This window comes from Bacillus sp. z26 (assembly GCF_058313635.1).
The window spans coordinates 836,763-859,388 of record NZ_JBZFQM010000001.1 but is presented as its reverse complement, the minus strand read 5'-3'; the positions used below and the strand labels follow the sequence as shown (position 1 = coordinate 859,388).

The 22,626-nt window shown below is 38.7% G+C and carries 24 protein-coding genes; 21 read left to right on the top strand and 3 right to left on the bottom strand.

Going from position 1 to position 22,626, the window contains the following annotated elements:
- Positions 1-15 precede the first annotated feature (15 nt).
- A complete protein-coding gene (locus AC4G3K_RS04090; protein ID WP_491076011.1) occupies positions 16-921 on the top strand; it encodes an ankyrin repeat domain-containing protein in 906 nt (301 codons plus the stop codon).
- 36 nt (positions 922-957) lie between these two features.
- Here the strand turns inward: AC4G3K_RS04090 and AC4G3K_RS04085 are convergent, their stop codons facing one another.
- Genes AC4G3K_RS04085 through AC4G3K_RS04075 form a run of 3 tightly spaced genes read right to left on the bottom strand, consistent with a single transcriptional unit; the run spans position 958 to position 3,655 of the window.
- Positions 958-2,550 (bottom strand): hypothetical protein, encoded by a 1,593-nt coding sequence (locus AC4G3K_RS04085; RefSeq protein ID WP_491132543.1) that lies wholly within the window; start codon positions 2,548-2,550, stop codon positions 958-960.
- An 11-nt stretch (positions 2,551-2,561) separates the two neighbouring features.
- Positions 2,562-3,185 carry a PilW family protein gene (locus AC4G3K_RS04080; protein ID WP_491132542.1) on the bottom strand — a complete coding sequence of 208 codons (624 nt, stop codon included), beginning with the start codon at positions 3,183-3,185 and terminating at the stop codon, positions 2,562-2,564.
- Positions 3,182-3,655 carry a prepilin-type N-terminal cleavage/methylation domain-containing protein gene (locus AC4G3K_RS04075; protein ID WP_491076008.1) on the bottom strand — a complete coding sequence of 158 codons (474 nt, stop codon included), beginning with the start codon at positions 3,653-3,655 and terminating at the stop codon, positions 3,182-3,184. The genes AC4G3K_RS04080 and AC4G3K_RS04075 overlap by 4 nt, the downstream gene beginning before the upstream one ends.
- A 136-nt stretch (positions 3,656-3,791) precedes the next feature.
- On the opposite strand from AC4G3K_RS04075, the gene AC4G3K_RS04070 reads away from it, so the two are divergent.
- The 20 genes from AC4G3K_RS04070 to minD all read left to right on the top strand — a co-directional run bounded on the left by AC4G3K_RS04070 (position 3,792) and on the right by minD (position 22,570).
- Entirely contained in the window at positions 3,792-5,312 is a 1,521-nt protein-coding gene (locus AC4G3K_RS04070; protein WP_491132541.1) for a hypothetical protein, read from the top strand.
- 28 nt (positions 5,313-5,340) lie between these two features.
- Positions 5,341-6,186, top strand: a complete 846-nt coding sequence (locus AC4G3K_RS04065) for a PRC-barrel domain-containing protein (RefSeq protein ID WP_491132540.1) — start codon at positions 5,341-5,343, stop codon at positions 6,184-6,186.
- Between the two features lie 18 nt (positions 6,187-6,204).
- Positions 6,205-7,611, top strand: coding sequence for a VanW family protein (locus AC4G3K_RS04060; RefSeq protein WP_491132539.1), 1,407 nt, complete (start codon positions 6,205-6,207; stop codon positions 7,609-7,611).
- Between the two features lie 35 nt (positions 7,612-7,646).
- Positions 7,647-9,308 (top strand): GspE/PulE family protein, encoded by a 1,662-nt coding sequence (locus AC4G3K_RS04055; protein ID WP_491132538.1) that lies wholly within the window; start codon positions 7,647-7,649, stop codon positions 9,306-9,308.
- Positions 9,309-9,321: 13 nt separating this feature from the next.
- Positions 9,322-10,362, top strand: a complete 1,041-nt coding sequence (locus AC4G3K_RS04050; protein ID WP_491076003.1) for a type IV pilus twitching motility protein PilT — start codon at positions 9,322-9,324, stop codon at positions 10,360-10,362.
- The gene (locus tag AC4G3K_RS04045; RefSeq protein ID WP_491132537.1) at positions 10,363-11,571 is read left to right on the top strand and encodes a type II secretion system F family protein; all 1,209 of its coding nucleotides are present in this window, start codon (positions 10,363-10,365) and stop codon (positions 11,569-11,571) included. It begins immediately after the preceding gene.
- 112 nt (positions 11,572-11,683) lie between these two features.
- On the top strand, positions 11,684-12,154 hold the full coding sequence (locus AC4G3K_RS04040; protein WP_491132536.1) for a type II secretion system protein: 471 nt from the start codon (positions 11,684-11,686) through the stop codon (positions 12,152-12,154).
- Positions 12,154-12,903 carry a prepilin peptidase gene (locus AC4G3K_RS04035; protein WP_491132535.1) on the top strand — a complete coding sequence of 250 codons (750 nt, stop codon included), beginning with the start codon at positions 12,154-12,156 and terminating at the stop codon, positions 12,901-12,903. Before AC4G3K_RS04040 ends, AC4G3K_RS04035 begins: the two co-directional genes overlap by 1 nt.
- Positions 12,904-12,926: 23 nt before the next feature.
- Entirely contained in the window at positions 12,927-13,922 is a 996-nt protein-coding gene (gene pilM / locus AC4G3K_RS04030) for a type IV pilus biogenesis protein PilM (protein WP_491132534.1), read from the top strand.
- On the top strand, positions 13,922-14,560 hold the full coding sequence (locus tag AC4G3K_RS04025) for a hypothetical protein (RefSeq protein ID WP_491132533.1): 639 nt from the start codon (positions 13,922-13,924) through the stop codon (positions 14,558-14,560). Before pilM ends, AC4G3K_RS04025 begins: the two co-directional genes overlap by 1 nt.
- The gene (locus AC4G3K_RS04020) at positions 14,557-15,369 is read left to right on the top strand and encodes a hypothetical protein (RefSeq protein ID WP_491132532.1); all 813 of its coding nucleotides are present in this window, start codon (positions 14,557-14,559) and stop codon (positions 15,367-15,369) included. Before AC4G3K_RS04025 ends, AC4G3K_RS04020 begins: the two co-directional genes overlap by 4 nt.
- 30 nt (positions 15,370-15,399) lie before the next feature.
- Positions 15,400-15,876 (top strand): type II secretion system protein, encoded by a 477-nt coding sequence (locus tag AC4G3K_RS04015; RefSeq protein WP_491132531.1) that lies wholly within the window; start codon positions 15,400-15,402, stop codon positions 15,874-15,876.
- Positions 15,877-15,970: 94 nt separating this feature from the next.
- Positions 15,971-16,927 (top strand): hypothetical protein, encoded by a 957-nt coding sequence (locus AC4G3K_RS04010; protein ID WP_491132530.1) that lies wholly within the window; start codon positions 15,971-15,973, stop codon positions 16,925-16,927.
- A gap of 172 nt (positions 16,928-17,099) precedes the next feature.
- Positions 17,100-17,660: a Maf family protein gene (locus tag AC4G3K_RS04005; RefSeq protein WP_491075994.1), complete on the top strand. Its 561-nt coding sequence runs from the start codon at positions 17,100-17,102 to the stop codon at positions 17,658-17,660.
- A 37-nt stretch (positions 17,661-17,697) separates the two neighbouring features.
- Positions 17,698-18,387: a RadC family protein gene (gene radC, locus AC4G3K_RS04000; RefSeq protein WP_491075993.1), complete on the top strand. Its 690-nt coding sequence runs from the start codon at positions 17,698-17,700 to the stop codon at positions 18,385-18,387.
- 162 nt (positions 18,388-18,549) lie between these two features.
- On the top strand, positions 18,550-19,566 hold the full coding sequence (locus tag AC4G3K_RS03995) for a rod shape-determining protein (protein ID WP_491075992.1): 1,017 nt from the start codon (positions 18,550-18,552) through the stop codon (positions 19,564-19,566).
- A gap of 53 nt (positions 19,567-19,619) precedes the next feature.
- Positions 19,620-20,492: a rod shape-determining protein MreC gene (gene mreC / locus AC4G3K_RS03990; RefSeq protein ID WP_491075991.1), complete on the top strand. Its 873-nt coding sequence runs from the start codon at positions 19,620-19,622 to the stop codon at positions 20,490-20,492.
- Complete coding sequence (mreD, locus tag AC4G3K_RS03985) at positions 20,489-21,004, top strand: rod shape-determining protein MreD (protein ID WP_491075990.1); 516 nt, start codon at positions 20,489-20,491, stop codon at positions 21,002-21,004. The genes mreC and mreD overlap by 4 nt, the downstream gene beginning before the upstream one ends.
- A gap of 76 nt (positions 21,005-21,080) precedes the next feature.
- Positions 21,081-21,764: a septum site-determining protein MinC gene (gene minC / locus AC4G3K_RS03980; RefSeq protein ID WP_491075989.1), complete on the top strand. Its 684-nt coding sequence runs from the start codon at positions 21,081-21,083 to the stop codon at positions 21,762-21,764.
- A gap of 2 nt (positions 21,765-21,766) precedes the next feature.
- Positions 21,767-22,570 (top strand): septum site-determining protein MinD, encoded by an 804-nt coding sequence (gene minD / locus AC4G3K_RS03975; RefSeq protein WP_491075988.1) that lies wholly within the window; start codon positions 21,767-21,769, stop codon positions 22,568-22,570.
- Positions 22,571-22,626 lie beyond the last annotated feature (56 nt).

Genomic DNA, 22,626 nt, shown 5'->3' with positions numbered 1-22,626 from the left:
AGGGGAGACAACGATATGAAAAAGAAAATCATCCTATCAGTATCTGCCATTCTGATTATTATTGCTATCGCACTCGGTATTTTTAGCTACACAGAAAAAACCAATGCAAAAGCGAAAAAAGAGAATGAGGAGAAACTAACAGAGGCCATCGCAACTGGTGATGTAAAACAGGTAAAGAATCTGGTATCAGATAAGCATACATCTTTAGAGGCAAATAAAGAGGGAGTGACACCGCTTGATTTGGCCATTATGAATCAGGATTATAAAATCGCCAGTGTACTGCTGGAGCATGGAGCAGATATATCACCCCGTTCGGATAACCCATTATTTGTCACACTTGTCTTTTCTATCGGAGATCCCGATGATAAGGAGGCTCTTAAAGAGGCGTATACTATGTTTCTCGCAGCAATCAAAAATCATAAAGATAAACTGGATGATACAAATAGTAGTGGAAATACAGCCTTGCATATAGCTGCCTTGCGCGGGGTGACGGATATTGTTGATTTATTGATGAAAGAAGGCTTGGATCCGGGCCAGCCTAATCTTGAGGGGGAAACACCTGCCTATATCGCCTCACAGGAGGGGCATACGGAGATTCTTACTCTATTGGAAAAGAAGAATCCTGAATTACTAAGAGTGAAAGATGAGGAAGGGAATACGATTATAGCGGCTGCGGTTATTAATATGCGGGCTGATTTATTGGATAGGTTGGTTGAGATAATGCCGGATTTAATCGATGAACAAAATAATCTTGGCAAGACGGCTCTAATTTATGCCAGTGAATATGGGGAGATTGACCTGGTTAAATCATTGCTTAAAGCAGGGGCTGATCCATCCATTAAAGATAAGGAGAATAAGACTGCTGCTATTTGGGCGAAGGAATGGAACCATAATGAAATCGTGAATCTAATAGAAAAGTAAAACCCGTTGGCATAATGCTAACGGGTTTTGCTTATGTCATTTTATCTTCTCGATTCGGTCGGTAATAACCTCTAACCCATTGACCTTAGGGAGTCCCTGTGTTTGATTTAAAAATAAACGTTTATTATTTGTGACTTGTAATCTAGACGAAAGTTTATCTGTACTAGATTTAAAATCAATATCGCTTGTTCCCGATTCAGCTTTACCTCGATAACTATTTACCACTAGATTATCCTTTGAAAAAATCCCTCCCTCGATGCGAAGAAGCGAGCCGACAGCATAGATACTTGCTTCCGATGCCGTATAAAGATACCCGGTGATTTGATCAGCTTTTTCCTTGAATGGATTGATGATAGATACTTCTAGCTGGCCCTGTGTCATCAGGATAAGTACTTCACCCATATTTCCTTGTTCACAGCTGTTCTGATAGCAGCTAATATTGATATTATTCAATGTCGTATCACCAAGCGCGTATATAACGGAGTTAAAGCTTAAATTTCCTGCCATGCTGATATTGCCAGTTACCAGGATATTCCCCTTCACATTCATGCTTTTGTTTCCTTCGCTCTCCAAGAACATGTTTCCATCAATAATCAGCCACTGGTGGTCCAAAAGATTTATTTCGTCCACATCTACTCGAGCATCTCCTGAATATAAAAAGGCTGTGGATGTTATATCCTTATCGAGCGAATCGAAATCACGTATTTTTTTTATCCCTAAATTCGTACTCCCATATTCTATCTGTTCAAGAATATATTTTTTCTTTTCTGCATCTGTATTCCCCTGTAATGATTGAGGGGAGAAACCGGCTACACTTAGTTTTTCTATAAAGGATTGATGAATGTCCACATCAATAAACTGGTTTGTTTCGTCTTCATATACAGGCTTTTCATCTGATGAGAAAGCCTGATCCATGTTTTCGATCGTTAAATTTCCCCAGTATGCGCTGTTTTTTTCAAAGACAGGCAGATTACCTTGGACGCTTTCTAAATAACAATCGCCGGAAGAACACAGGGATATTGGTTGTATCTTATCACCAAGATGGATTTTTGAAGATGTCTTAATAGCCGGCAGTGCAGTATCTTCGCTATCTGGAACTGAATGATAGATGTAATTGGCATCATTACTAATGGATAATGTTTTGTTAGAATAGATATTTCCATCAATTAAAGGAGAGCCATTCAATGTAAGACTTTCCCTTGAACCGAGTGCGTACTTTAGAAAACTCGGTGCTGCTGTGATATATACTTTTTGGGAATAGGCGGAACTGCTGATTTCTACTATTTTTGTATAACTGTTTTGGTCAATCGTTTTGTCTTCAATTGTGTATCTTGTGTTTTTAGAATTTTGGGTCGCGATAAAATCTGCAAGGGCTTTGTCATAATCAGTCTTCGCCGGGAGATTAATTAAATTAGCGCCATTCATGGCTATATAGGCTTCCACAGCTGCCACACCCTCTTTTAAATTGCGCAGGGCACCCAGATTTTCGGTAATATCATCTTCTCGCAGTTCTGTCCGTTTACCGCTGTTTATCGTGGCACTGGCTATGGCCAAACCGAGGGTGGTAAGGACTAAGAAGATTAATAAAACGAGTATTAATGTAGATCCTTTTTCATTTTTTAGTATCATTTGGGATCCTCCTAAAAGCCAAACGAGCTCTCCAGTACGAGCGGTTTAGAATGAATAAGGGAATTTTTGAAATCATTTTTACCTTTCAGGGCAAGTGTTAATTGAATCGTACCATGACTGCATTCCGTATAGCCGGTATTACATTCCCCGATCGTACCAAGGGTAATCTTGGATTTGATCTCATTGGGTTTATCTTTATTAATATCTGTAAACCTCGAATCAATCGCGACTGTTTTAATATCCTGGGCTGATCCGCTGTGGCTCTCAATGATAAATTTATCATGGTCGAAGTAAATTTTAATCGTTTTTTCCGGCTGTGACGTATCTTCCTCAACAAGGTAGCCATCGACGTTTTTCTGGTTGGCTCTGACGAGGATGATTCCTTCGTTACCGGTAGCAGTATCTTTAAACACTTTTACTGATTTTGGAGAGTTGCTGTACATTTCATTTAGAATAGCCGTTGCAATATAATCAGCGTCATCGCGTAATTGTCCCTCAACCTCAATCTTTTGATAAAGCTTAACACCGGTTACAAACACTGAGTACATAATGGTGCCAAATAAAGAAACAAGAGCAATCGTAACCATTAATTCGACAAGAGTAACACCGCGCTCCGGCAAAATGAATTTTTTCATTTTTTCAATACTCCCTCCACGCTTGTTTCACGATCATTCCAATTGACCTTTACTTCAACCGGGATTAAATAATTTTGCAAATCAGCTTCATGGTGTTTGGTTAATGTGACAGTGGCTTCATAGGTCACGTTATTAACGACCGTTTTTAACATATTTTCACAGGATTCTGCAAGAAACGGGCCATTTTTACATGAACTTCTTGTAATCTTAAATTCTTCTGTTCCAGCGGAATTTGAAAAATATGTTTTTTTAATAGTATTAAAGTCCTGGTTTTCTATGTAATTCAGTACATTTCTAGCTACATTAATACCGACCGTTTTGGATTCATTTCGTTCACTATAGTCGTACGTATTGTTGAATAAAGCCAGTATGCTTAAAAAAATAATACCAAGTATGGTAACAGATAAAAGAACCTCTACTAATGTAAATCCACGTTCACGTTCGATATAAAAAATATTCTTCTGTTTCACGGTCGCACCTTCTTTTAATATTCCTTACTTTATTATACAATGATTCTAGTAAATATTTGTAATAAATAGGCATTATTTCTTATATTTATAAAAATATTATAATCTATAAGATATTGTCAAAAAAGGGGTGGTGGAATTGGAAAGTTATTTATTGGTATTAGCTTCACTGATTTTGTTGATTCCAATCATTTTGTATTTGCCACTGGGAATAACTTCTAAAGGGAAAATGATCATTATATTTGGGGCCATTATTGTCTCTTCTATTGGCATATATGGAAATATAAACTTTCCCCTCTGGCAAACAGCAGGGATGTTGCTTCTTATCTTGATTGCTATGACCTTTTTTATGGGAGAAAAATTTGAAGGATTGATTTTTGACCAAGAAGGGAATGATCTGACAGCTTATAACCGTGATGAACCAGAGGTGGAAGTAGAAGAAAAAGCTGATTTGATACATATGATTGCAAATCAAAAGCTTGCGAAACACGGAAGGGGCAATCCAGAAGCCCGCCAGGAACAAAAAAATGCAGAAGATAGTGATGAGGTAGTCATAAAAGATGAAGGACATTCAGAGAACCTGGTAATGGATCCGACGGAAAATCTGATGATGGACCAGAAGATTGAGCAACCGACAGAAACAGATAAACAGACGGATTTACCGATTATCAATTGGGATGAAGACATCGAGTTGCTTCACGAAGAACCTCCGCTAGTTGCTGAAAATGAGATAGATGGTATGGATGATCACAATGTTGTTCACGAAACTATTCATTCTGAGCAATCTGAACCGATATATAGGGGAGAGAAAGAACTTTCAATTTCTAATAAAGAGGAGCCGTTTGGATCTTTAACGAAAGACGAAGTCGATTTTCTTTTGAACAGAGATGAATTAATAGCACCTGATGATTTATCGGTTCACTTTATGGAAGATATTGAAATCCTTTTAGAGGATGAAGATGACGATTTGAAAGTAGCTGCAGATTTGATGGAAGAAGAAACGGAAGTGGATCCGATTGAAGAGGATCTGCCTCAGATTATTGATGAAATAGAAGAAGACCATCCTAATCCTACTGATGAAAAGGAAATCCTAGAACACTCAGACGAGCTCTTATCACATCAAGCAGCGGATCAGGAAGAAGGGCTGGTTGTGAATGCTGATGAAATGAGGATAGCGGAGAGCGTCGATACAGCTGAAAGGCCACTAAATAAGGAAGAAGAGGAAGAGCCTCTTTCTGACAATCACAAAGAGAATCTGGCAGATGAGTTATTAGATAATAAGATATTGGAAATGGATCCGCTTGATTTGGATATTGAACCCGTTCGCCTCGAGGAACAGGAGGAGCTTGAGAAAACTCAATCAACAGCTGAACAAACTGCCTTGCAGGGGCAATTGTTTGATACATTCTTCTCTCAAATGAAATTGGCAAAAGTGACATGTTCAGAGGATGAATATGAATCACTGCTTAAAGGATATTTAACAGATGAATTACCGGATCAAACGTATTACCAATTTAGTGCGTTATTAATCGAGCATTATATTGCCCAGAAAAAATGGAGTGAATTGGAAAACAATCTATTCAAACTGAAAATGAGGTTTGAACAATATCCAATTCTCGTTGAACAACTGGATTATTTATACCAAACATATTGTGCATAAAACAAACAGATAGGGAAGTGTCTCAGTAATGAAAAGCAGTTTAGAAATTATCAGTCAACCAATTATCAGTATTTCCGAAGGCAATCAAATTGGAAATGTTAAATCAATCGTTATTAATCCGGATAAGGGATCTGTCGATTTTCTTACTATTGAACATGAGGATTGGCAAGTGAGTGTAAAAGCCATTCCATTTAAAAAGGTAATTGGGATTGGAGAATATGCGATCACAGTTGAAAATGATAACGCCGTGATTGATTTAAATGAAATTCCAATAGCAAATACATTGGTGAATAAAAAAATTAAAGTTACTAATACAAAGGTCATGACCAGGAAAGGACAACTTCTCGGAGAAGTTTCCGAATATTTTATTGATGAAGAGAATGGAAATATTATCGGTATGCAGCTTAGTGTTGGCGGTAAGGATATTATTTTAAAAGCCGAAGCTGTATTAACCTTCGGGAAAGACATTTTAGTGGTTATTGAGAAAGCCTCTGATTTTTATGTCGAACACCTTGATGAGTTGGAAGCGGGCGATGAAATAGTGTCAATTGAAGATCCTATGGAAGTATCTGAGCCGAAAATGGCGGTTGAAGAAACAAACGAAGTACAGGCTAACGTGCCAGAATTAGAGAAAACTGAAGGTGAGGCTGAGGCAAGTGTATCCTTGTACCAGCAACTATCTGAAAGTGAAAAAGCTCTAAAGGAAAAGCAAATAGAATTATTGCAAGGGAAAACAGTTAGCAAGGATATTCTAAATGGACAAGGTGAACTTTTATTTGCAAACGGGACAATCCTTACTGCAACTGATGTTAAAACAGCTCAAAGTGAAGGGCCATCCGTGGTAGTTGAATTGTCCATGAATGTCATCAGCTAATCAGAGAGGAGCCCTGCTATGAGAAAGCAGCACATTAGTAAAGTATTTATTATATTACTGTTCTCTACTGCATATATGCTTGGATTCTCTCATTATGGCTCTCTGGCAATCAACAACATTATGGATACGGGGCATGATTTTGAGGCAAATACAACAGTTGGTTCTGTAGATGTTTCAAATAAAACGATAGCTGAGGCAAATGATTTAATTACGAAAGAGACAGAAAAATGGAAGAAAGATAGTCTTATAGAGTTTACCTATAAGGAAACAAGTGCAATTTTTAATACAGACGCATTCCTATTTAATAAGGAGAAAACGATTCAAGAGGCACGATCAGGACAACGCAATGTCATGCAGGTATCGCTTAAAAAGAATGCCATTGAGGAATTCATTTTCTCCTTATCCAGTGAGCTGGCAGTCGAAAATATTGATTTGGATAAACTGTCCTCTGATTTACTGGCGATTGCTTCCACACTAGACAGCGGCCCACTTGTTTACCAAGTGGAAAAGTATATGGATGGGTCAGCTGAACAAATGGAGACGATCTCAAAAGCTAGTATTAGTGTAGAGGACCGGGAACGAGAGATTCGTCTTTTAATTAAAGCTGTTCCAGAAATTGAAATACAGGCTAAAACGCAAGTATCTCTTGTTGAGACAATTAAGGCTGCTAATATAACCAAAAAAGACAAGGTATCATCGGGCATTTTTGCATCAGCTGTATATGAAGCAATCATGCCCACTAATTTTAATATTTTGGAAAGAAATATCAGTCGTGAATTACCCGATTATACCAATGCAGGCTATGAAGCCCGAATTGATCTGGATAAGCAGGTAGATCTTATATTTTCTAACCCGAATGATACGGCTTATACTCTTCACTTTTCAATAGAGGGAAGTAAACTGGTTGTGAATTTGAAAGGTCAGTCCTTTCTTTATAAATACAATCTTGTTAAAGAAGATGAAACAAAATTTAAACCAAAAACGATTAAACAGTACAGTGCCTTGCTTAACGAGAATGAAAGTAAAGTATCTGTTGAGGGAGAAGACGGATTACTAGTTAGAATCGTCAGAAAAACAATTGATGAAAAAGGCAAAGAGATACTATCTGAAGTCTTGTCTGATGACTTCTATGGTCCGATTCACCGAGTAATCGTCACAGGATTAAAGGAACCCGAAGTCGAGCCTCCTGCAGAAGAAACAGAAAACGGTGAGGAATCAGAGTCGGTCCCTGAGGAAGAACAATCAGGTAATGAGGATAACCCAGATAATCCAGATAACCCAGATAACCCAGATAACCCGGCTGAAGATGGCAAACAAGTTGAAGAGCAGATAGAAGACGAAGAATCTACAGAGGACGAGGATGCTAAACCAATAGACGAGGGTGCTGAAGAAGAATCAGACGCTACGGAAAATACCACTAAGTAATTCAGCGGAAAATAAATGAAATTGGAGATGGAATAATGTCGCAAACCCGAAAACGCTTAGGTGACTTGTTAGTGGAAGCGGGTTTAATTACAGAAGAACAGCTTCAAAATGCTTTGGAAATCAAGACAAAAGGTGAAAAGATTGGGGATGTCCTTTTAAAAAAAGGATACATAACGGAGCAGCAATTAATAGAGGTACTTGAATTTCAGTTAGGTATTCCGCATGTCAGTCTGTTCAGATATCCATTTGATCCAACTTTGTTTGCAATTGTACCAAAGGAGATAGCGAAAAGAAGCCTTCTCATTCCGTTAAAAAAAGAAGGGGAAAAATTATATGTGGCGATGGCTGATCCAATGGATTTCTATGCAATAGATGATCTGCGTTTAGCCACAGGCTTTCAAATTATTGCAGCTATCGCTACGAAAGATGATATTTTGCGGACCATCACGAAATATTACGATCATGATGAGGGAATTGAGGAACTGCTCGGAGATTTGAATGATAGTGATATCCGCAAAGATGATAAAATCACTGATCAGGATTCTCCCATTGTAAAGCTCGTAAATCAGATCTTATCCAATGCTATTTCACAAAGAGCGAGTGATATTCACTTGGATCCTCATGAAACAAAAGTGATTATCCGCTATCGCGTGGATGGAGTCCTCCGGACAGAGCGAACATTGCCAAAATCCATGCAGAACGTCCTGACAGCTCGGATTAAAATTATGGCAAACTTAGATATTACAGAGTACAGAATTCCCCAGGATGGAAGAATGAAAATTAACTTGGACTTCCATCCTGTCGATTTACGTGTATCGACCTTGCCTACAGTCTTTGGAGAAAAGATTGTTTTGAGGATTCTCGATTTGGGAAGCTCATTAAATGATTTAAATCGACTTGGTTTTAATAATTTAAATATGCAGCGGTTTAAAACGATGATTGAGCAGCCAGCTGGAATTGTACTGATTACAGGACCCACTGGTTCAGGGAAGTCATCAACCTTGTATGCGGCCTTAAATGAATTGAATACCGAAGAGGTTAATATCATCACGATTGAAGATCCAGTCGAGTATCAAATGGAAGGTATCAATCAGATTCAGGTTAATACGAATGTCGGAATGACATTTGCTGCTGGTTTAAGATCGATTCTGCGGCAGGATCCCAATATCGTCATGGTTGGTGAAATCAGGGATAAGGAAACGGTAGAAATCGCGATACGTGCCTCTTTAACTGGCCATCTAGTATTGAGTACCATCCATACCAATGATTCTCTCAGCACGGTTACCAGATTAATGGATATGGGAGTAGAACCATTTTTAATTGCTTCATCGGTCAGCGGTATTGTAGCACAACGGTTGGTTAGGCGTGTTTGCCGCGATTGCGGAGAGAATCATCAACCAACTAAAAGAGAGATTGAGATCTTTGCTAAAAGAGGCATGAAAATTGATTCCATTAAAAGAGGCAAGGGTTGTTCTTCTTGTAATATGACCGGATACAAAGGAAGGATAGCCATTCATGAAATCCTCGTTTTAAATGATGATATGAAAAGAGTGATCATGAACGGAGAATCCTTCACAAAGCTGCGGGAACTGGCAATCAAGCATAGGACTGTTTTTCTGATTGATGATGGCCTGCTTAAAGTAAAGCAAGGACTAACATCGACGGAAGAAGTGTTGCGTGTAGCTGTTCTTGAATAGGGGGTGGCAATAGATGGATAAAAAAATTGATAGCTTGCTTAGAGCAGGATACGAGTTCAAAGCATCAGATATTCACTTAACGGTTGGTGTTCCGCCGATTATGCGAATTAATGGGGAACTGAAACGATACAGCAAGGAATCGTTGCGTCCAGAGGATACGGAAGCGATGGCAAGGTCGATTGTGCCAGAGGATATGTGGGACCGTTTTAAAGAAAAAGGTGAACTGGACTTTTCCTACGGCATTCCGGGTGTATCTCGTTTTCGGATTAATGCGTATCTTCAGCGCTCATGTGTAGCATTGGCTATCAGAATTGTGCCTACCCGAATCCCAACAATGGAAGAATTGAAACTGCCTGAGATTTTAAAACAAATTGCCCATAAACCGCAGGGGCTTGTATTAGTAACAGGCCCAACTGGAAGCGGTAAATCAACGACACTGGCAGCGCTTATTCAGTATATGAATCAAACGATGAGAAAACATATTATCACGCTGGAAGATCCAATAGAATATTTGCACAAGCATAATGGATGTATTATCGACCAACGAGAGGTTGGATTTGATACCAATAATTTTGCGAATGGTTTGAGGGCTGCGCTCAGACAGGATCCTGATGTCATTTTAGTGGGAGAAATGAGAGATTTAGAGACGATCCATACCGCCATAACAGCAGCAGAAACAGGTCATCTGGTTCTCGGAACACTCCATACCTCTTCCGCCGCATCGACAATTGATCGGGTGATTGATGTATTTCCATCAGCTCAACAGGCACAGGTTCGTGTTCAGCTTGCCAATGTACTAATTTCGATTGTTTCACAAAGATTATTTCCGACTGTGGATAAAAGCGGGCGCAGATCTGCAACAGAAATTCTTGTTAATAATTCAGCTGTTGCCAATCTAATCAGAAGTGAAAAAATTCATCAAATCATGAATATCATCCAGACATCAAAAGCACAGGGAATGCATACTCTCGAGAGCAATATTCGTGAACTGGTAACAGGTGGGATTATCACGAGAGAATCCGCTGGTCCATTTCTTAAGGAAAAGGTGGAGTAGATGACGAGGTTTAAATATACCGGCCGTGATGTAAGAGGCAAGCGGTCAGGTGTGATTAATGCAGCTAACAGACGCGAAGCGATGGAAAAACTGAAAAAAGATAATATACGTGTGATTGAAATTTCTAAGATGCCTGAAACGTTGCTAACAAAGGATATTGCCATTGGAAATCCGGTTAAGCTTCAGCATTTTGTTATTTATTTGCGACAATTTTCCACTTTAATAAAAGCTGGGGTAACAGTTGTGGAATCGACCAATATTCTATCTCAGCAAACAGATAGTAAGGCATTGTCACGAACTCTGCAAACAATGGAGACAGATCTTCGCGATGGCCAGCCTCTCTCAGCAGCGGCTGCGAAACATAAAAGAATATTTCCGCCCATGGTCATCAATATGATTCGTGCAGGGGAGATTGGCGGTAATCTCGATGATACGCTCGACCGTTTGGCTATTCATTATGAGAAGCAGCATGACACGAATAGAAAGATTTCATCTGCACTGGCCTATCCGATAGTTATTGCCATAGTTGCAATTGCGGTTGTGATTTTTTTACTGGTGAAAGTAGTTCCTACATATGTAAGTATGTTTGCTGATTTTGGTGGGGAACTTCCCGCGATCACGCAATTTGTTCTTAATGCCAGTAATTTGATGCAAACAGGCTGGTACTTTGTTGTATTGTTTATTCTTTTGATTTTTGGAGCCATCCTCTTAATTAAGAGAAATAAGAAATCCAAGTATTATTTGGATTATTTTTTATTGAAGGTTCCCGTTTTTGGCAGCATGCTGCAAAAAGCGGCACTCGCCCGTATGACCAGAACGCTTAGTTCGTTATTTTCGAGCTCCGTGCCGATCTTGGAATCGATGACGTTGGTGGAGCAGGTGGTTGAGAATGAAGTGATTGGAAGAGTTGTACTTGCATCAAGAGATTCATTGGAAAAAGGACAATCCATTACAGTACCAATGAAAAAACACTGGGCATTTCCGCCAATGATTACGCAAATGATCTCCATAGGAGAGACCACCGGTTCGCTCGAGGCCATGCTCTCAAAAGTGGCAGAGTTTTACGAAAAGGAAGTCGAAGCCAGCACCGATAAATTAAAGGCATTGATAGAGCCTTTGATGATTGTTTTCCTTGCCTCCTTAGTCGGTACTATTGTACTAGCTATTATTGTGCCTATGTTTACCATGTTTGATCAAATAGGTGGTTAATATATGCAAAAATATAAAAATATGTCTTTATCTTTACCAAATTATAGTATATATTGTAAGATATATAGAACATTTGAACTATTATACAAAACTATTTAGGAGGAGATTTTAAATGAAATTATTCAAAAAGCACGTGAAGAATGAAAAAGGCTTTACACTTGTTGAGCTACTAGCTGTTGTCGTGATCCTAGGAATTATTGCTGCGATTGCTATCCCTGCCATTGGAACGATAATGAAAAATAGTGAGAAGGATGCACACGTCGTAAATGCGAAGCAAGCAGCCAATGCAATGAGAATGTATGTGGCAGAGAATTCGGAAGGTGATGCAGATATAAAACTTCAAGTACTTAAAGATGGAGGATATATAGAGAATCTTTCTGACCCAAGTAATAAAAAACAAACATATGATTTAGACAAATCTAAAGTTACTTATACTGCCCCAGTTACCACAGGAACAAAGTCTGGAGCAAAATATATAGTTAAATTGGTTGGCATAAATGGAAAGTCATATATTACTAATAATACAGTTAATGCTAGTGAACTTGGTAGGGAAGATATCTCATTAACTACTGATAATAAATAATGATCACTCTCTATCTCTTAATCTTCCTCACCGGCCTCATCTTTGGGTCGTTTTATAATGTGGTAGGTTTGAGGATTCCAGCGAAAGAATCGATTGTGGCTCCGCGATCGGCTTGTCCAGCTTGCGGTCATACATTGACACCACTGGAGCTCATCCCTGTAGCATCATACGTATTTCAAGGGGGGAAATGCCGCGAGTGTAAAACAGGCATTTCTCCTCTTTATCCGATTATGGAACTGACAACGGCTCTTCTTTTTCTGGCGGCTCCTATGCTGCTAGGGTGGACGGCTGAATTGTTTGCGGCATGGGCGCTTATTTCCCTACTGGTCATCATTTTTATATCAGATCTGAAATACATGCTTATACCGAACAAAATTCTGCTGTTTTTTACAGTTGTTTTTTTGTTTATTCGGATATTTATACCGTTGGACCCATGGTGGGACGGTTTAGCTGGGGCTGTCGTCGGATTTGGAACCCTGCTATTGATCGCTGTGGTCAGCAAAGGTGGTATGGGCGGGGGAGATATTAAATTATTTGGTTTGATTGGTTTTGTGATGGGGATAAAGGGAGTTATTCTTGCCTTTTTATTCTCTGCCTTTTTTGGAGCGATTTTTGGTGTGATTGGCATGATGCTCGGTCTAGTGAAGCGCAGTAAGCCAATTCCATTCGGACCATTTATCGTCATTGGCACACTGGTGGCCTACTTTTTTGGGGACCACCTGTTAGATTGGTACATCCAATTTTTATGATTTGTTAGAAGGGAGAAGTTATGATGGCTTTAACTTTATTTTCAGGCAGCAATCGGGTTGTGAACCTGGTGTTAAAAGACCATGTTATTCGATATGTTGAACTTAAACAGCTAGACCCGCCAATTGTTCAAAAATGCGGTGAGCATTTTTTACCTGCCGGTGTTATAAAGGATGGCATTATTACTGATTTTGACCTTCTCAAGGATATTTTGAGTGATTGTGTTACCAAATGGAAAATACATAAGCGTCAGGTACGATTTTTAGTACCGGACTCCCGCTTGGTTATTCGTAAGGTTCCCATTCCTAAGGATATAAAAGAGGATGAAATAAGAGGGTATCTGTATTTGGAAATGGGTACAAGCATACATCTCCCATTTGAAGAGCCTGTCTTTGATATCGTTCTATTGGATGAAACAGAGGAAAAAAAGGAAATCCTGCTATTTGCAGCGCAAGAAGAGGTTGTATCTGAGTATGCCGCTTTGCTTGAAAAATCTCAGCTTTACCCTATAGAAGCAGATATATCACCCTTGTCGTTGTATAGGCTGTTTTACCATGCGGAAAAAAGTGGCTTGGATGACCACCTCTTACTAATCGAATTTAATCTCCAAACGGTTAATACAAGTATTTTTGTAGATGATAAACCGATTTTTATGAAAAATATTCCCATTACAGGGACTAGTGGTGAATGGGAAGCCTCACGGATAGACGTAGATAAAGAAATCATGGTATTCACGGGGGATACTGAAGATTATATGCAGTTGTTGGAGGATACCTATACAGAGATTGATCGTGTTTTAAGCTTTTATCAATATACATTAAGCCATGAGCAGCATCAAGTCACTAAAATAGTCGTAACAGGCGATCACCCCTTTCTGGATGAAGTAACTTCTGATATAAACAAGAGATATGAACAAACTGTGATGACCATTCCAAAGGGATATATACAATCCAACAAGGAATCTGAATTGCCGGAACCCTTTTACTTAGCCGGGGGATTGGCTCTTAAAGGAGTGAGATGATGCTTGTAGAAATTAACTTGCTACCCAAAAAAGAGCGTAAAAGCCGGGGGGTACTCCTAATTATTCTGACTGCAATTTTTCTTGGAATTCTCTGCGGAATTCTTTATTTTTGGCAATATCAAAACAATCAAAGCCAAATGTATGCCTTGGATCAAGAATATGAAATGATTGCCCAAACCATTGAAATGGACCAGGAGAAGGTAGTATCTCAGGAAAACAGCAATTCTGTTACTCTATTAACTGAAAAGGTTAAATGGGCAAACCAATACCCCATCAAAACTGTACCGCTCTTAAGGCATTTAATTGGATTTTTACCGGAACGCGGATTTATCGAATCTTTTTCATATGCAGAGGATGGTGCAATTAAAATTGAAGTAAGGTTTGATAAGGCAGAAGAAGCTGCTTATTATCTGAAGGAACTATCTTTAACGAACGTCATTAATAATGCGATGGTTACTTCACTTGAAGCAGCGCCGGAGGAAAAAGAGTCAGACGAAAGTGAAGTTGGTAACACAAATCATCTGCAATATGATCCTCGATATATAGGGACATTTGAGCTCACCCTCAATTTGCTGGAAGTAAAAAAATTGAAGGCTGACGGTAACATGCCCTCTGAAGAAGAGGTGAAATCCGAATGAGTTGGCGATTAAGTAAAATACAAGTGCTTCTATTGGTCGGAGTATGTACGGTCATTCTTTTATTATTTGCAGGTTTGTATTATTTGCAGATTGCTCCCATGAAATCAACAATTGAAACAAAGAAAACAGAATTGGAGATGCAGCAAACGGTATTGGATTCTCTATCTGCTAAGCTCGATCATTCAATTGGAACGACCTATCAATCAACGATGGAATTGCAAAAAAAACTTCCGGTTAAACCGCTGGGAGATCAATTAATACTTGATTTCGAAAAAGCAGAGGTTATTTCTAATAGTTTGATTTTAAAGATGGAAATAAAAGAGGAAGAGCTGGGTCAAGAAGAGGGGACAGATTCTACTCAAATAGCTGATACCACTGATGAAACGGATACGGCTGACTTGCCTAATTCCGAAGAAGGTACTGATGCTGAATCGGAGCCCAGTTCAGAAGAAGAAAAGGCGGAAGCCCCATTGCCATTGCCGCAAGGTGTAAAAAAATTAGCGATTAAGGTGACGGTCGAGGCAGATACGTATACCGAAATTGAATCATTTATTGAGACGATGGAAGCCTCCAAAAGAATAATAAAAGTAGACAGTATAGATTTTGCAGGAACAGAAGAAGTCACATCCGTCGAACAGAACGCGGAGCCTCTTGTTTATACATTAGGAATTTCTGCTTTCTATTCTCCAGATTTGGCAGATTTGCAAAAACATCTGCCGGACATAGAGACACCGCTACCCGCAGACAAAGATAATCCATTAAGTATTGCTCCAGATGTATATGAAGATACAAAAAAAGACAATGAGTAGTTTACTAGAAACATTCAGGTCGTGACGCAGATGATAAATAAAACGAACGGAAAAGGGCAAACAAACGAGGATGGGGTTACTTTAATCGAGGTCCTGGCTGTTGTCGTGATTCTGGGTATTATAGCAGCGGTTGCTGTCCTGGTGATTGGAGATGTCATACAAAAGGCAAGAACACAGGCATTCGTTTCTAATGCTTACATCATGCGCAATGCAGGTACGGTCTATTACAAAAATAAAGAGTTCAATAAGGAACCGGTTAGCGACATAGTAACGTATAAGGAACTCGTTGTCTCTGGTTTTTTAGATGTAATCATTGATCCGGACACAGGTGATAAATGGGAGTTGGAAGGTTCTGATTCCTATGTAGCCTTCAAAGATGGAAAAGCCGTATCTATTTGTTTAATTGGAATTGAACGGAAATTGTGCGGCAAAAAGCAAAATGATGGATATATGCCTTTACCTTTAAGTCAAATTCAAGAAGAATATGTAGAGGATAGGGATTACTAGAAATTTGGCGAAACCTTTTTGGACAAGACGACAAGAGTCTTGTTCTTTTTTTTTTGCAGAATGATAAGATGAACAAAAACGCGGAGGCAACGGAATGGATAAGCCAACCCGGGAACGAACGATCATTGTAAATATTAATGGCGAAAAAAAACAATACAAATGGATTCCAAGTGAAGATCCTGACACACTGGATACCATTCAAGAAATCGCCAGTACGATTGAAGAGGAGCAGCAGCCTCCCCTTTGGATAATACCCGATGATAAATCGGTAGAAAAAAAAGAGCCAAAGGAAAAGCCACCTTCGAAAATAATGGCTTCTATTAAATATGCTCAACTGAATAAATTACGTATACTTGCAACAGGAATTCCAATCCTTGTTGCCCTTGTCATAGGGACGATATTTGGAGTCGTCATTTTAAAAATCGTTCTAGTTGGGGGAACAGAGGAGGTCGTAAAAGTACAGGATTCTACTCCAGTGGTTGGTTCTGAAACAGTGCCTGAGGGGAAAAAAAAGATTGATAAAGAGTTGAATGCTTTCGTCGTACAAGGAGGAGTATATTCAAGTAAACAGGCAGCTGAACAACGTGTTACTCTTATTGAAGACGATGGGATACCAACGATTATATTTGAACAGGAAGATAAATACTTCATTTATATAGGGACAGCAACTACTCTTGAAGAGACTAAAAAATTGGCTCTTCTATATAAAGACGAAGGCATCGAAACGTATTGGAAAGAAATACGTTTTCAGGGGGAAACGAAAAAAGCTTATTCTGGCAAAGAAACAAAAATAATCCAAAATATGATTGATAATATGGGTCTATATACTAAATTTGTATCAGAGTCGCTATTACATAGTGAAACAAGTGGAAAGCTAGATATTAAATCTATTAAAATGGAGACTATACCGAAAGAATTACAAAATTTGCATAATTTAAGTGAAAGTATGAATAAAACATGGTCAGTCTATCAATCTAAACCGGAAGAATCAGTTTTAATGCAGCTTCAAAAGTGTATACTTCAATTTCTTAATGAATGGTATAAATTATAATGTATTTTCCGGGAAATAATTAATACAATTTGTGTTCTGCAGAGTGCCTGAAAATAGAGGTGCTCTTTTTTATTTGCTTTTAAAGTAATCCGGAATTGAGAATGGTGTCGTATTCTGTTAGGATGAATATGTATCTCCCTATCTATATATAATTCTTATGGCAGGTGGCGAAATGGATTTAATCTTGGCTTCTTCTTCCCCAAGAAGAAAAGAATTGCTTGCAATGCTGAATATACCTTTTCAGGTGAAAGTAAGTAACGCAGATGAAACCTATCAGGATGGAATGGAACCCCATGAAATAGTGATGGAATTAGCACGCATAAAATCAACTGTTGTCGCTGAAACTAACCGTGATTCCGTTGTGATAGGTGCAGATACGATCGTAGTAATGAATGGTGATATTCTGGGTAAACCGAAAGATAAAGACGAAGCAATTTCCATGCTGACTCGTTTATCTGGTCGTGTTCATCATGTTTATACAGGAGTCGCCATTTTAAGAGGGCAAGATTCTATCTTGTTTTATGAGAAAACAGATGTTGAATTCTGGCCGTTAAAAAAAGAAGAAATTGAACAATATGTATTGACCGGAGAACCGTTTGACAAAGCGGGATCCTACGGAATACAGGGATTTGGTTCCTTGCTGGTGAAGCGAATAGAAGGTGATTACTTCTCAGTTGTAGGGCTCCCGGTTTCCAGACTTAAGAGGGAACTTGAAAAATTATTACATCCTTAAGAACAACCTCGCTCCGTCAGTGGAATGGAGGATATGGATGGATACAACGCAAATCATGATAAGAGACTATCCAAAGGATGACCGCCCAAGAGAGCGATTTATCCAATTTGGACCGGAAAGTTTGTCAAACCAAGAGTTACTGGCACTGCTTTTAAGAACTGGAACAAAAGAAGATTCAGTAATGAACCTTGCCAATCAACTTTTGGCTAAGTTTGGCGGTTTAAGGCTTTTAAAAGAGTCAAGTATTGAAGAAATGACCAGCATTAAAGGTATTGGGGAAGCAAAAGCTGTGCAGCTTGCTGCAGCAATGGAGTTAGGCAGAAGAATCAGTAATTTGACGAATGAAGAACGGTATGTGATACGTTCGCCGGAGGACTGTGCTAATTATTGTATGAATGATATGCGTTTCTTATCGCAGGAACATTTTGTTTGTATTTATTTGAATACGAAAAACCAAATACTCCATAAACAAACCGTCTTTATCGGCAGTTTAAACGCCTCTATCGTCCATCCTCGTGAAGTCTTCAAAGAAGCTCTCCGCAGATCTGCAGCATCTATCATATGTCTGCATAACCATCCTTCAGGAGACCCCACTCCAAGTCGAGAAGATATTGAAGTAACAAAACGTTTGGCTGAATGTGGAAAAATTATGGGAATAGAACTTTTGGATCATTTGGTTATCGGAGAGAAAAAATATGTCAGTCTTAAAGAAAAAGGATATTTATAATACTATGAATTCATTTGAGGATAAGCTATAATATTACGTATGCTTTTTATAGTATTGTTTTTCATCACATTGCCGAAGAAATTTAACTATTTGACATGAAAAATAAAAATAAAAAACTCGTACCTAATATGGAATATGTTTCAGAAAGGGAGATATTAAAAGATGCTGGGAAATAGAGATTTAGGAATTGATTTAGGAACTGCCAATACACTAGTTTATGTAAAAGGGAAAGGCATTGTTTTACGTGAGCCTTCCGTTGTTGCATTTCAAACTGATACAAAATCAATTGTTGCTGTAGGAAATGATGCGAAAAACATGATCGGTCGTACACCTGGTAACGTAGTGGCACTTCGCCCTATGAAAGACGGCGTAATTGCTGATTATGATACGACTGCAACAATGATGAAGTATTATATGAAACAAGCGTTGAAGAATCAAGGTTGGTTTGCTCGTAAACCATATGTAATGGTATGTGTTCCATCCGGAATAACAGCTGTTGAAGAGAGAGCTGTAGTTGATGCAACAAGACAAGCTGGTGCACGTGACGCTTATACGATAGAAGAACCGTTTGCAGCGGCAATCGGGGCAAACTTACCTGTTTGGGAACCTACAGGCAGCATGGTTGTTGATATCGGTGGCGGTACAACAGAAGTGGCAATTATCTCACTTGGCGGAATCGTGACAAGCCAGTCTATTCGCATCGCAGGGGACGAAATGGATGAAGCAATCATTAACTTTATCCGCAAGAACTACAATCTGATGATTGGAGACAGAACATCTGAAGCTATTAAGCTTGAAATTGGTTCTGCTGGAGATCCTGAAGATATTGAAAACATGGAGATTCGCGGTCGTGACTTATTAACAGGTCTTCCGAAAACGATTGAAATCACGCCAGGGGAAATTGCGAAGGCTTTGCATGATACAGTTTATGCGATTGTAGATGCGGTTAAAAATACACTTGAAAAGACTCCGCCGGAACTTGCTGCTGATATCATGGATCGCGGTATCGTATTAACAGGCGGTGGCGCATTATTGCGTAACCTGGATAAAGTAATCAGTGAAGAGACTAAAATGCCTGTTCTTATTGCTGAAAATCCATTGGATTGTGTAGCGATTGGTACTGGTAAGGCTCTTGATCATATCCATCTGTTCAAGTCAAAAGTTAAAGATTCAAGATAAAAATAGAACGCACAAATCCTGAAAGAGGATAATAATGACAGAGGAGCAAGGAAATGCCACAATTTTTCTTAAACAAAAAATTGATTATCTTGCTGATTAGCATCATCTTTCTGGTGGCTTTGATTGGGTTCTCACTTCGGGAAAGGGATGAATTGAGCTGGCCTGAGCAGTTTATGAAGGACTCTGCCGGCTTGGTTCAAACTATTTTCCATAAGCCCGCTTCTGCTGTAGCGGGCTTTTTTGAGAATCTTTCAGATTTAAGGAATACATATGAAGAAAATAAGAACCTTAAATCACGCCTGGAAGAATATGTGAAGCTGGAAACAGAAATATATGATTTGAAAAAAGAAAATGAAGAATTGAGTAATATACTGAAGAAAAAAGAAGATTTAAGTGATCATACAGTTGCTCACTCTACTGTCATTGGCAGAGGTCCGGAAAGATGGCATGAAACATTAACTGTCAGTAAAGGCAGTGTAAATGGAATTGAAAAAAATATGGCTGTTATCACAGCAGAAGGATTGATTGGAAAGGTTAAAAGCGTTTCTCAATTTACATCTACCGTGCAATTGATGACTGCTCTTGATCCGCAAAATCGTATTTCTGCAAAAGTACAAGGTAAAAAGCCATCATATGGCTTTATTCAGGGATATGATGAAGATAAGCAAGCCTTATTATTAACAGGTCTCCATTATGATGCTAAAATTAAAAAAGGTGAAAATGTGACAACATCCGGGCTTGGCGGTGTCTTTCCAGAAGGGTTAGTCATCGGTAAAGTAGAGGAAGTCATCATTGATCAATACGGATTGACACAAACTGCCTTGATTAAACCAGCAGCGAATTTCTATGATCTAAATAATGTAATGATTGTAAAACGCACCATGACTACTGTAGATACTGATAGCAATGAGGGGGATGACCTGTGATAAGGGTTAAAATCTTCCTTTTAGCTATCCTTGTTTTTATATCCGAGGGAATCTTTGTTGAAATCTTTTCGGCTAAATTATATACAATGCCTTACATATTGGTGCCAAGGTTTATTATTATCTTTTTGGTGTTTTTAGGCGTCTATGGAAAGAGAGATCTGGGAATCCTATATGCTTTTTTTATGGGAATCTTCTATGATGTCGTATATACAGAAGTACTGGGCGTATATTTGTTCACTTTGCCTTTAGTGGTGTACTTATCAAGTCAATTAATGAAAGTACTGCAACATAATCTGGGAATTGTTTCAACTGTATGTTTGCTTGCTATATCTGTTTTAGAAATTATCGTCTATGAGGTGAATACTTTAATTGGCTATACTTCATTGACGTTTATAGAATTTGCACATATGAGATTGCTGCCTACCTTAATTTTGAATCTGATATTTCTGATCCTATTCGCTTTTGTATTATCTAAATGGATCAAGAGATGGACTATTGAAGAAGATAATTAAACCGTATTTGATTATTTAAAAAAGGAATTGTCAGCGCTCGTGTCGAATTAAATTGCATTGAGGTGAGCACGACGTCATGGGAAAGAAAAATGTTCAGCATGTTATGATCAAAGGAAGTAAACAAGGTTTAACGATTGTTATTGATGACCATTCATCCATATCTGATGCAATGAAGGATTTGGATGAAAAATTATCAATTCATAATTCAACTATTGAGTCAACATCGAGTATTCATGTTACAATACATACCGGTAATCGATATTTGACGGATGAACAGGCGCAGACGCTTGTAGATTTAGTAGAAAAAAAGGGATATATGAGTGTAAAAAATGTTGAATCCAATGTTATTTTACTTGAAGAATCTAAAAGGTTGGCTGAAGAAGTCGCTGTGACGAAAATAGTTAGGGTTGTCCGTTCTGGTCAAATTATGGAAGTGAAGGGTGACTTGCTTTTAATAGGAGACGTAAATCCTGGTGCTACCGTAAGAGCCGGCGGTAATATTTTTATTATGGGAACGTTGCGGGGGAAGGCTCAGGCAGGTATATATGGCAATAAGGAATGCGTTGTATCTGCATCTGTATTTAAGCCTTCCCAAATCGTTATAGGCGATGTTTTATATAACTCTTTTGATTATAATGAGCATGATGACCACCAAATGGAATGTGCTTATTTAAATCAATCTGGTGAGATGATTTTTGATAGATTACAAGTTTTATGTAAAGTGAGACCTAATTTATCCTTATTTGAGGAGGGCGTATAGCCATGGGAGAGGCCATAGTAATAACATCCGGTAAAGGTGGGGTAGGGAAAACGACAACTACTGCCAATGTCGGAACTGCCTTAGCGTTATTGGGGAAAAGAGTCTGTCTGGTTGATACAGATATTGGGTTGAGAAATCTGGATGTGGTAATGGGTCTTGAAAATCGTATTATTTACGATTTGGTAGATGTGATTGATGGCAGATGTAAAATCCATCAGGCTCTTGTGAAAGATAAACGTTTTGATGATCGTTTATATTTAATGCCTGCAGCACAGACAGCGGATAAAACATCTGTTAATCCAAAGCAGGTTAAACAGCTAATTGATACTTTGAAACAGGATTTCGATTATATTATCATTGATTGTCCGGCTGGTATCGAACAGGGTTATCAAAATGCCGTGGCCGGCGCTGATAAGGCGATTGTTGTAACGACACCGGAAACATCAGCTGTCAGAGATGCGGATCGGATTATTGGCTTGTTGGAGAAAGAACCTAATGTTGAACCTCCAAAGTTAGTTATAAATCGTATTCGTAACCATATGCTAAAAATGGGCGATATGCTTGATATTGATGAAATAACGACTCATCTTTCCATCGATTTAATTGGAATTGTAGTAGATGATGATGATGTGATAAAAGGATCGAACCAGGGAGAGCCGATTGTTTTTGATCCAAATAACAGAGCATCTATTGCCTACCGAGACATTGCCCGTCGTATTTTGGGTGAATCTATACCACTTAAACCGCTTGAAGATGAAAAAACTGGAATGTTCACGCGAATTAAAAAATTATTTGGCGTTAAGTAAATCTGGAAGGACCTCTAATCTTACTTTAGTTTAGAGGTCCTTTTTCCGTGTTTTCA

Excerpts from the sequence above, each read along its gene's own strand:
- AC4G3K_RS04015 (WP_491132531.1), top strand. The coding sequence starts at position 15,400 with ATGATAAATAAAACGAACGGAAAAGGGCAAACAAACGAGGATGGGGTT.
- mreC (WP_491075991.1), top strand. The coding sequence starts at position 19,620 with ATGCCACAATTTTTCTTAAACAAAAAATTGATTATCTTGCTGATTAGC.
- AC4G3K_RS04090 (WP_491076011.1), top strand. The coding sequence starts at position 16 with ATGAAAAAGAAAATCATCCTATCAGTATCTGCCATTCTGATTATTATT.
- AC4G3K_RS04020 (WP_491132532.1), top strand. The coding sequence starts at position 14,557 with ATGAGTTGGCGATTAAGTAAAATACAAGTGCTTCTATTGGTCGGAGTA.
- AC4G3K_RS03995 (WP_491075992.1), top strand. The coding sequence starts at position 18,550 with ATGCTGGGAAATAGAGATTTAGGAATTGATTTAGGAACTGCCAATACA.
- AC4G3K_RS04055 (WP_491132538.1), top strand. The coding sequence starts at position 7,647 with ATGTCGCAAACCCGAAAACGCTTAGGTGACTTGTTAGTGGAAGCGGGT.
- pilM (WP_491132534.1), top strand. The coding sequence starts at position 12,927 with ATGGCTTTAACTTTATTTTCAGGCAGCAATCGGGTTGTGAACCTGGTG.
- AC4G3K_RS04025 (WP_491132533.1), top strand. The coding sequence starts at position 13,922 with ATGCTTGTAGAAATTAACTTGCTACCCAAAAAAGAGCGTAAAAGCCGG.
- AC4G3K_RS04010 (WP_491132530.1), top strand. The coding sequence starts at position 15,971 with ATGGATAAGCCAACCCGGGAACGAACGATCATTGTAAATATTAATGGC.
- AC4G3K_RS04060 (WP_491132539.1), top strand. The coding sequence starts at position 6,205 with ATGAGAAAGCAGCACATTAGTAAAGTATTTATTATATTACTGTTCTCT.
- AC4G3K_RS04085 (WP_491132543.1), bottom strand. The coding sequence starts at position 2,550 with ATGATACTAAAAAATGAAAAAGGATCTACATTAATACTCGTTTTATTA.
- AC4G3K_RS04045 (WP_491132537.1), top strand. The coding sequence starts at position 10,363 with ATGACGAGGTTTAAATATACCGGCCGTGATGTAAGAGGCAAGCGGTCA.
- AC4G3K_RS04065 (WP_491132540.1), top strand. The coding sequence starts at position 5,341 with ATGAAAAGCAGTTTAGAAATTATCAGTCAACCAATTATCAGTATTTCC.
- AC4G3K_RS04005 (WP_491075994.1), top strand. The coding sequence starts at position 17,100 with ATGGATTTAATCTTGGCTTCTTCTTCCCCAAGAAGAAAAGAATTGCTT.
- minC (WP_491075989.1), top strand. The coding sequence starts at position 21,081 with ATGGGAAAGAAAAATGTTCAGCATGTTATGATCAAAGGAAGTAAACAA.
- radC (WP_491075993.1), top strand. The coding sequence starts at position 17,698 with ATGGATACAACGCAAATCATGATAAGAGACTATCCAAAGGATGACCGC.
- AC4G3K_RS04040 (WP_491132536.1), top strand. The coding sequence starts at position 11,684 with ATGAAATTATTCAAAAAGCACGTGAAGAATGAAAAAGGCTTTACACTT.
- AC4G3K_RS04050 (WP_491076003.1), top strand. The coding sequence starts at position 9,322 with ATGGATAAAAAAATTGATAGCTTGCTTAGAGCAGGATACGAGTTCAAA.
- minD (WP_491075988.1), top strand. The coding sequence starts at position 21,767 with ATGGGAGAGGCCATAGTAATAACATCCGGTAAAGGTGGGGTAGGGAAA.
- AC4G3K_RS04035 (WP_491132535.1), top strand. The coding sequence starts at position 12,154 with ATGATCACTCTCTATCTCTTAATCTTCCTCACCGGCCTCATCTTTGGG.
- AC4G3K_RS04080 (WP_491132542.1), bottom strand. The coding sequence starts at position 3,185 with ATGAAAAAATTCATTTTGCCGGAGCGCGGTGTTACTCTTGTCGAATTA.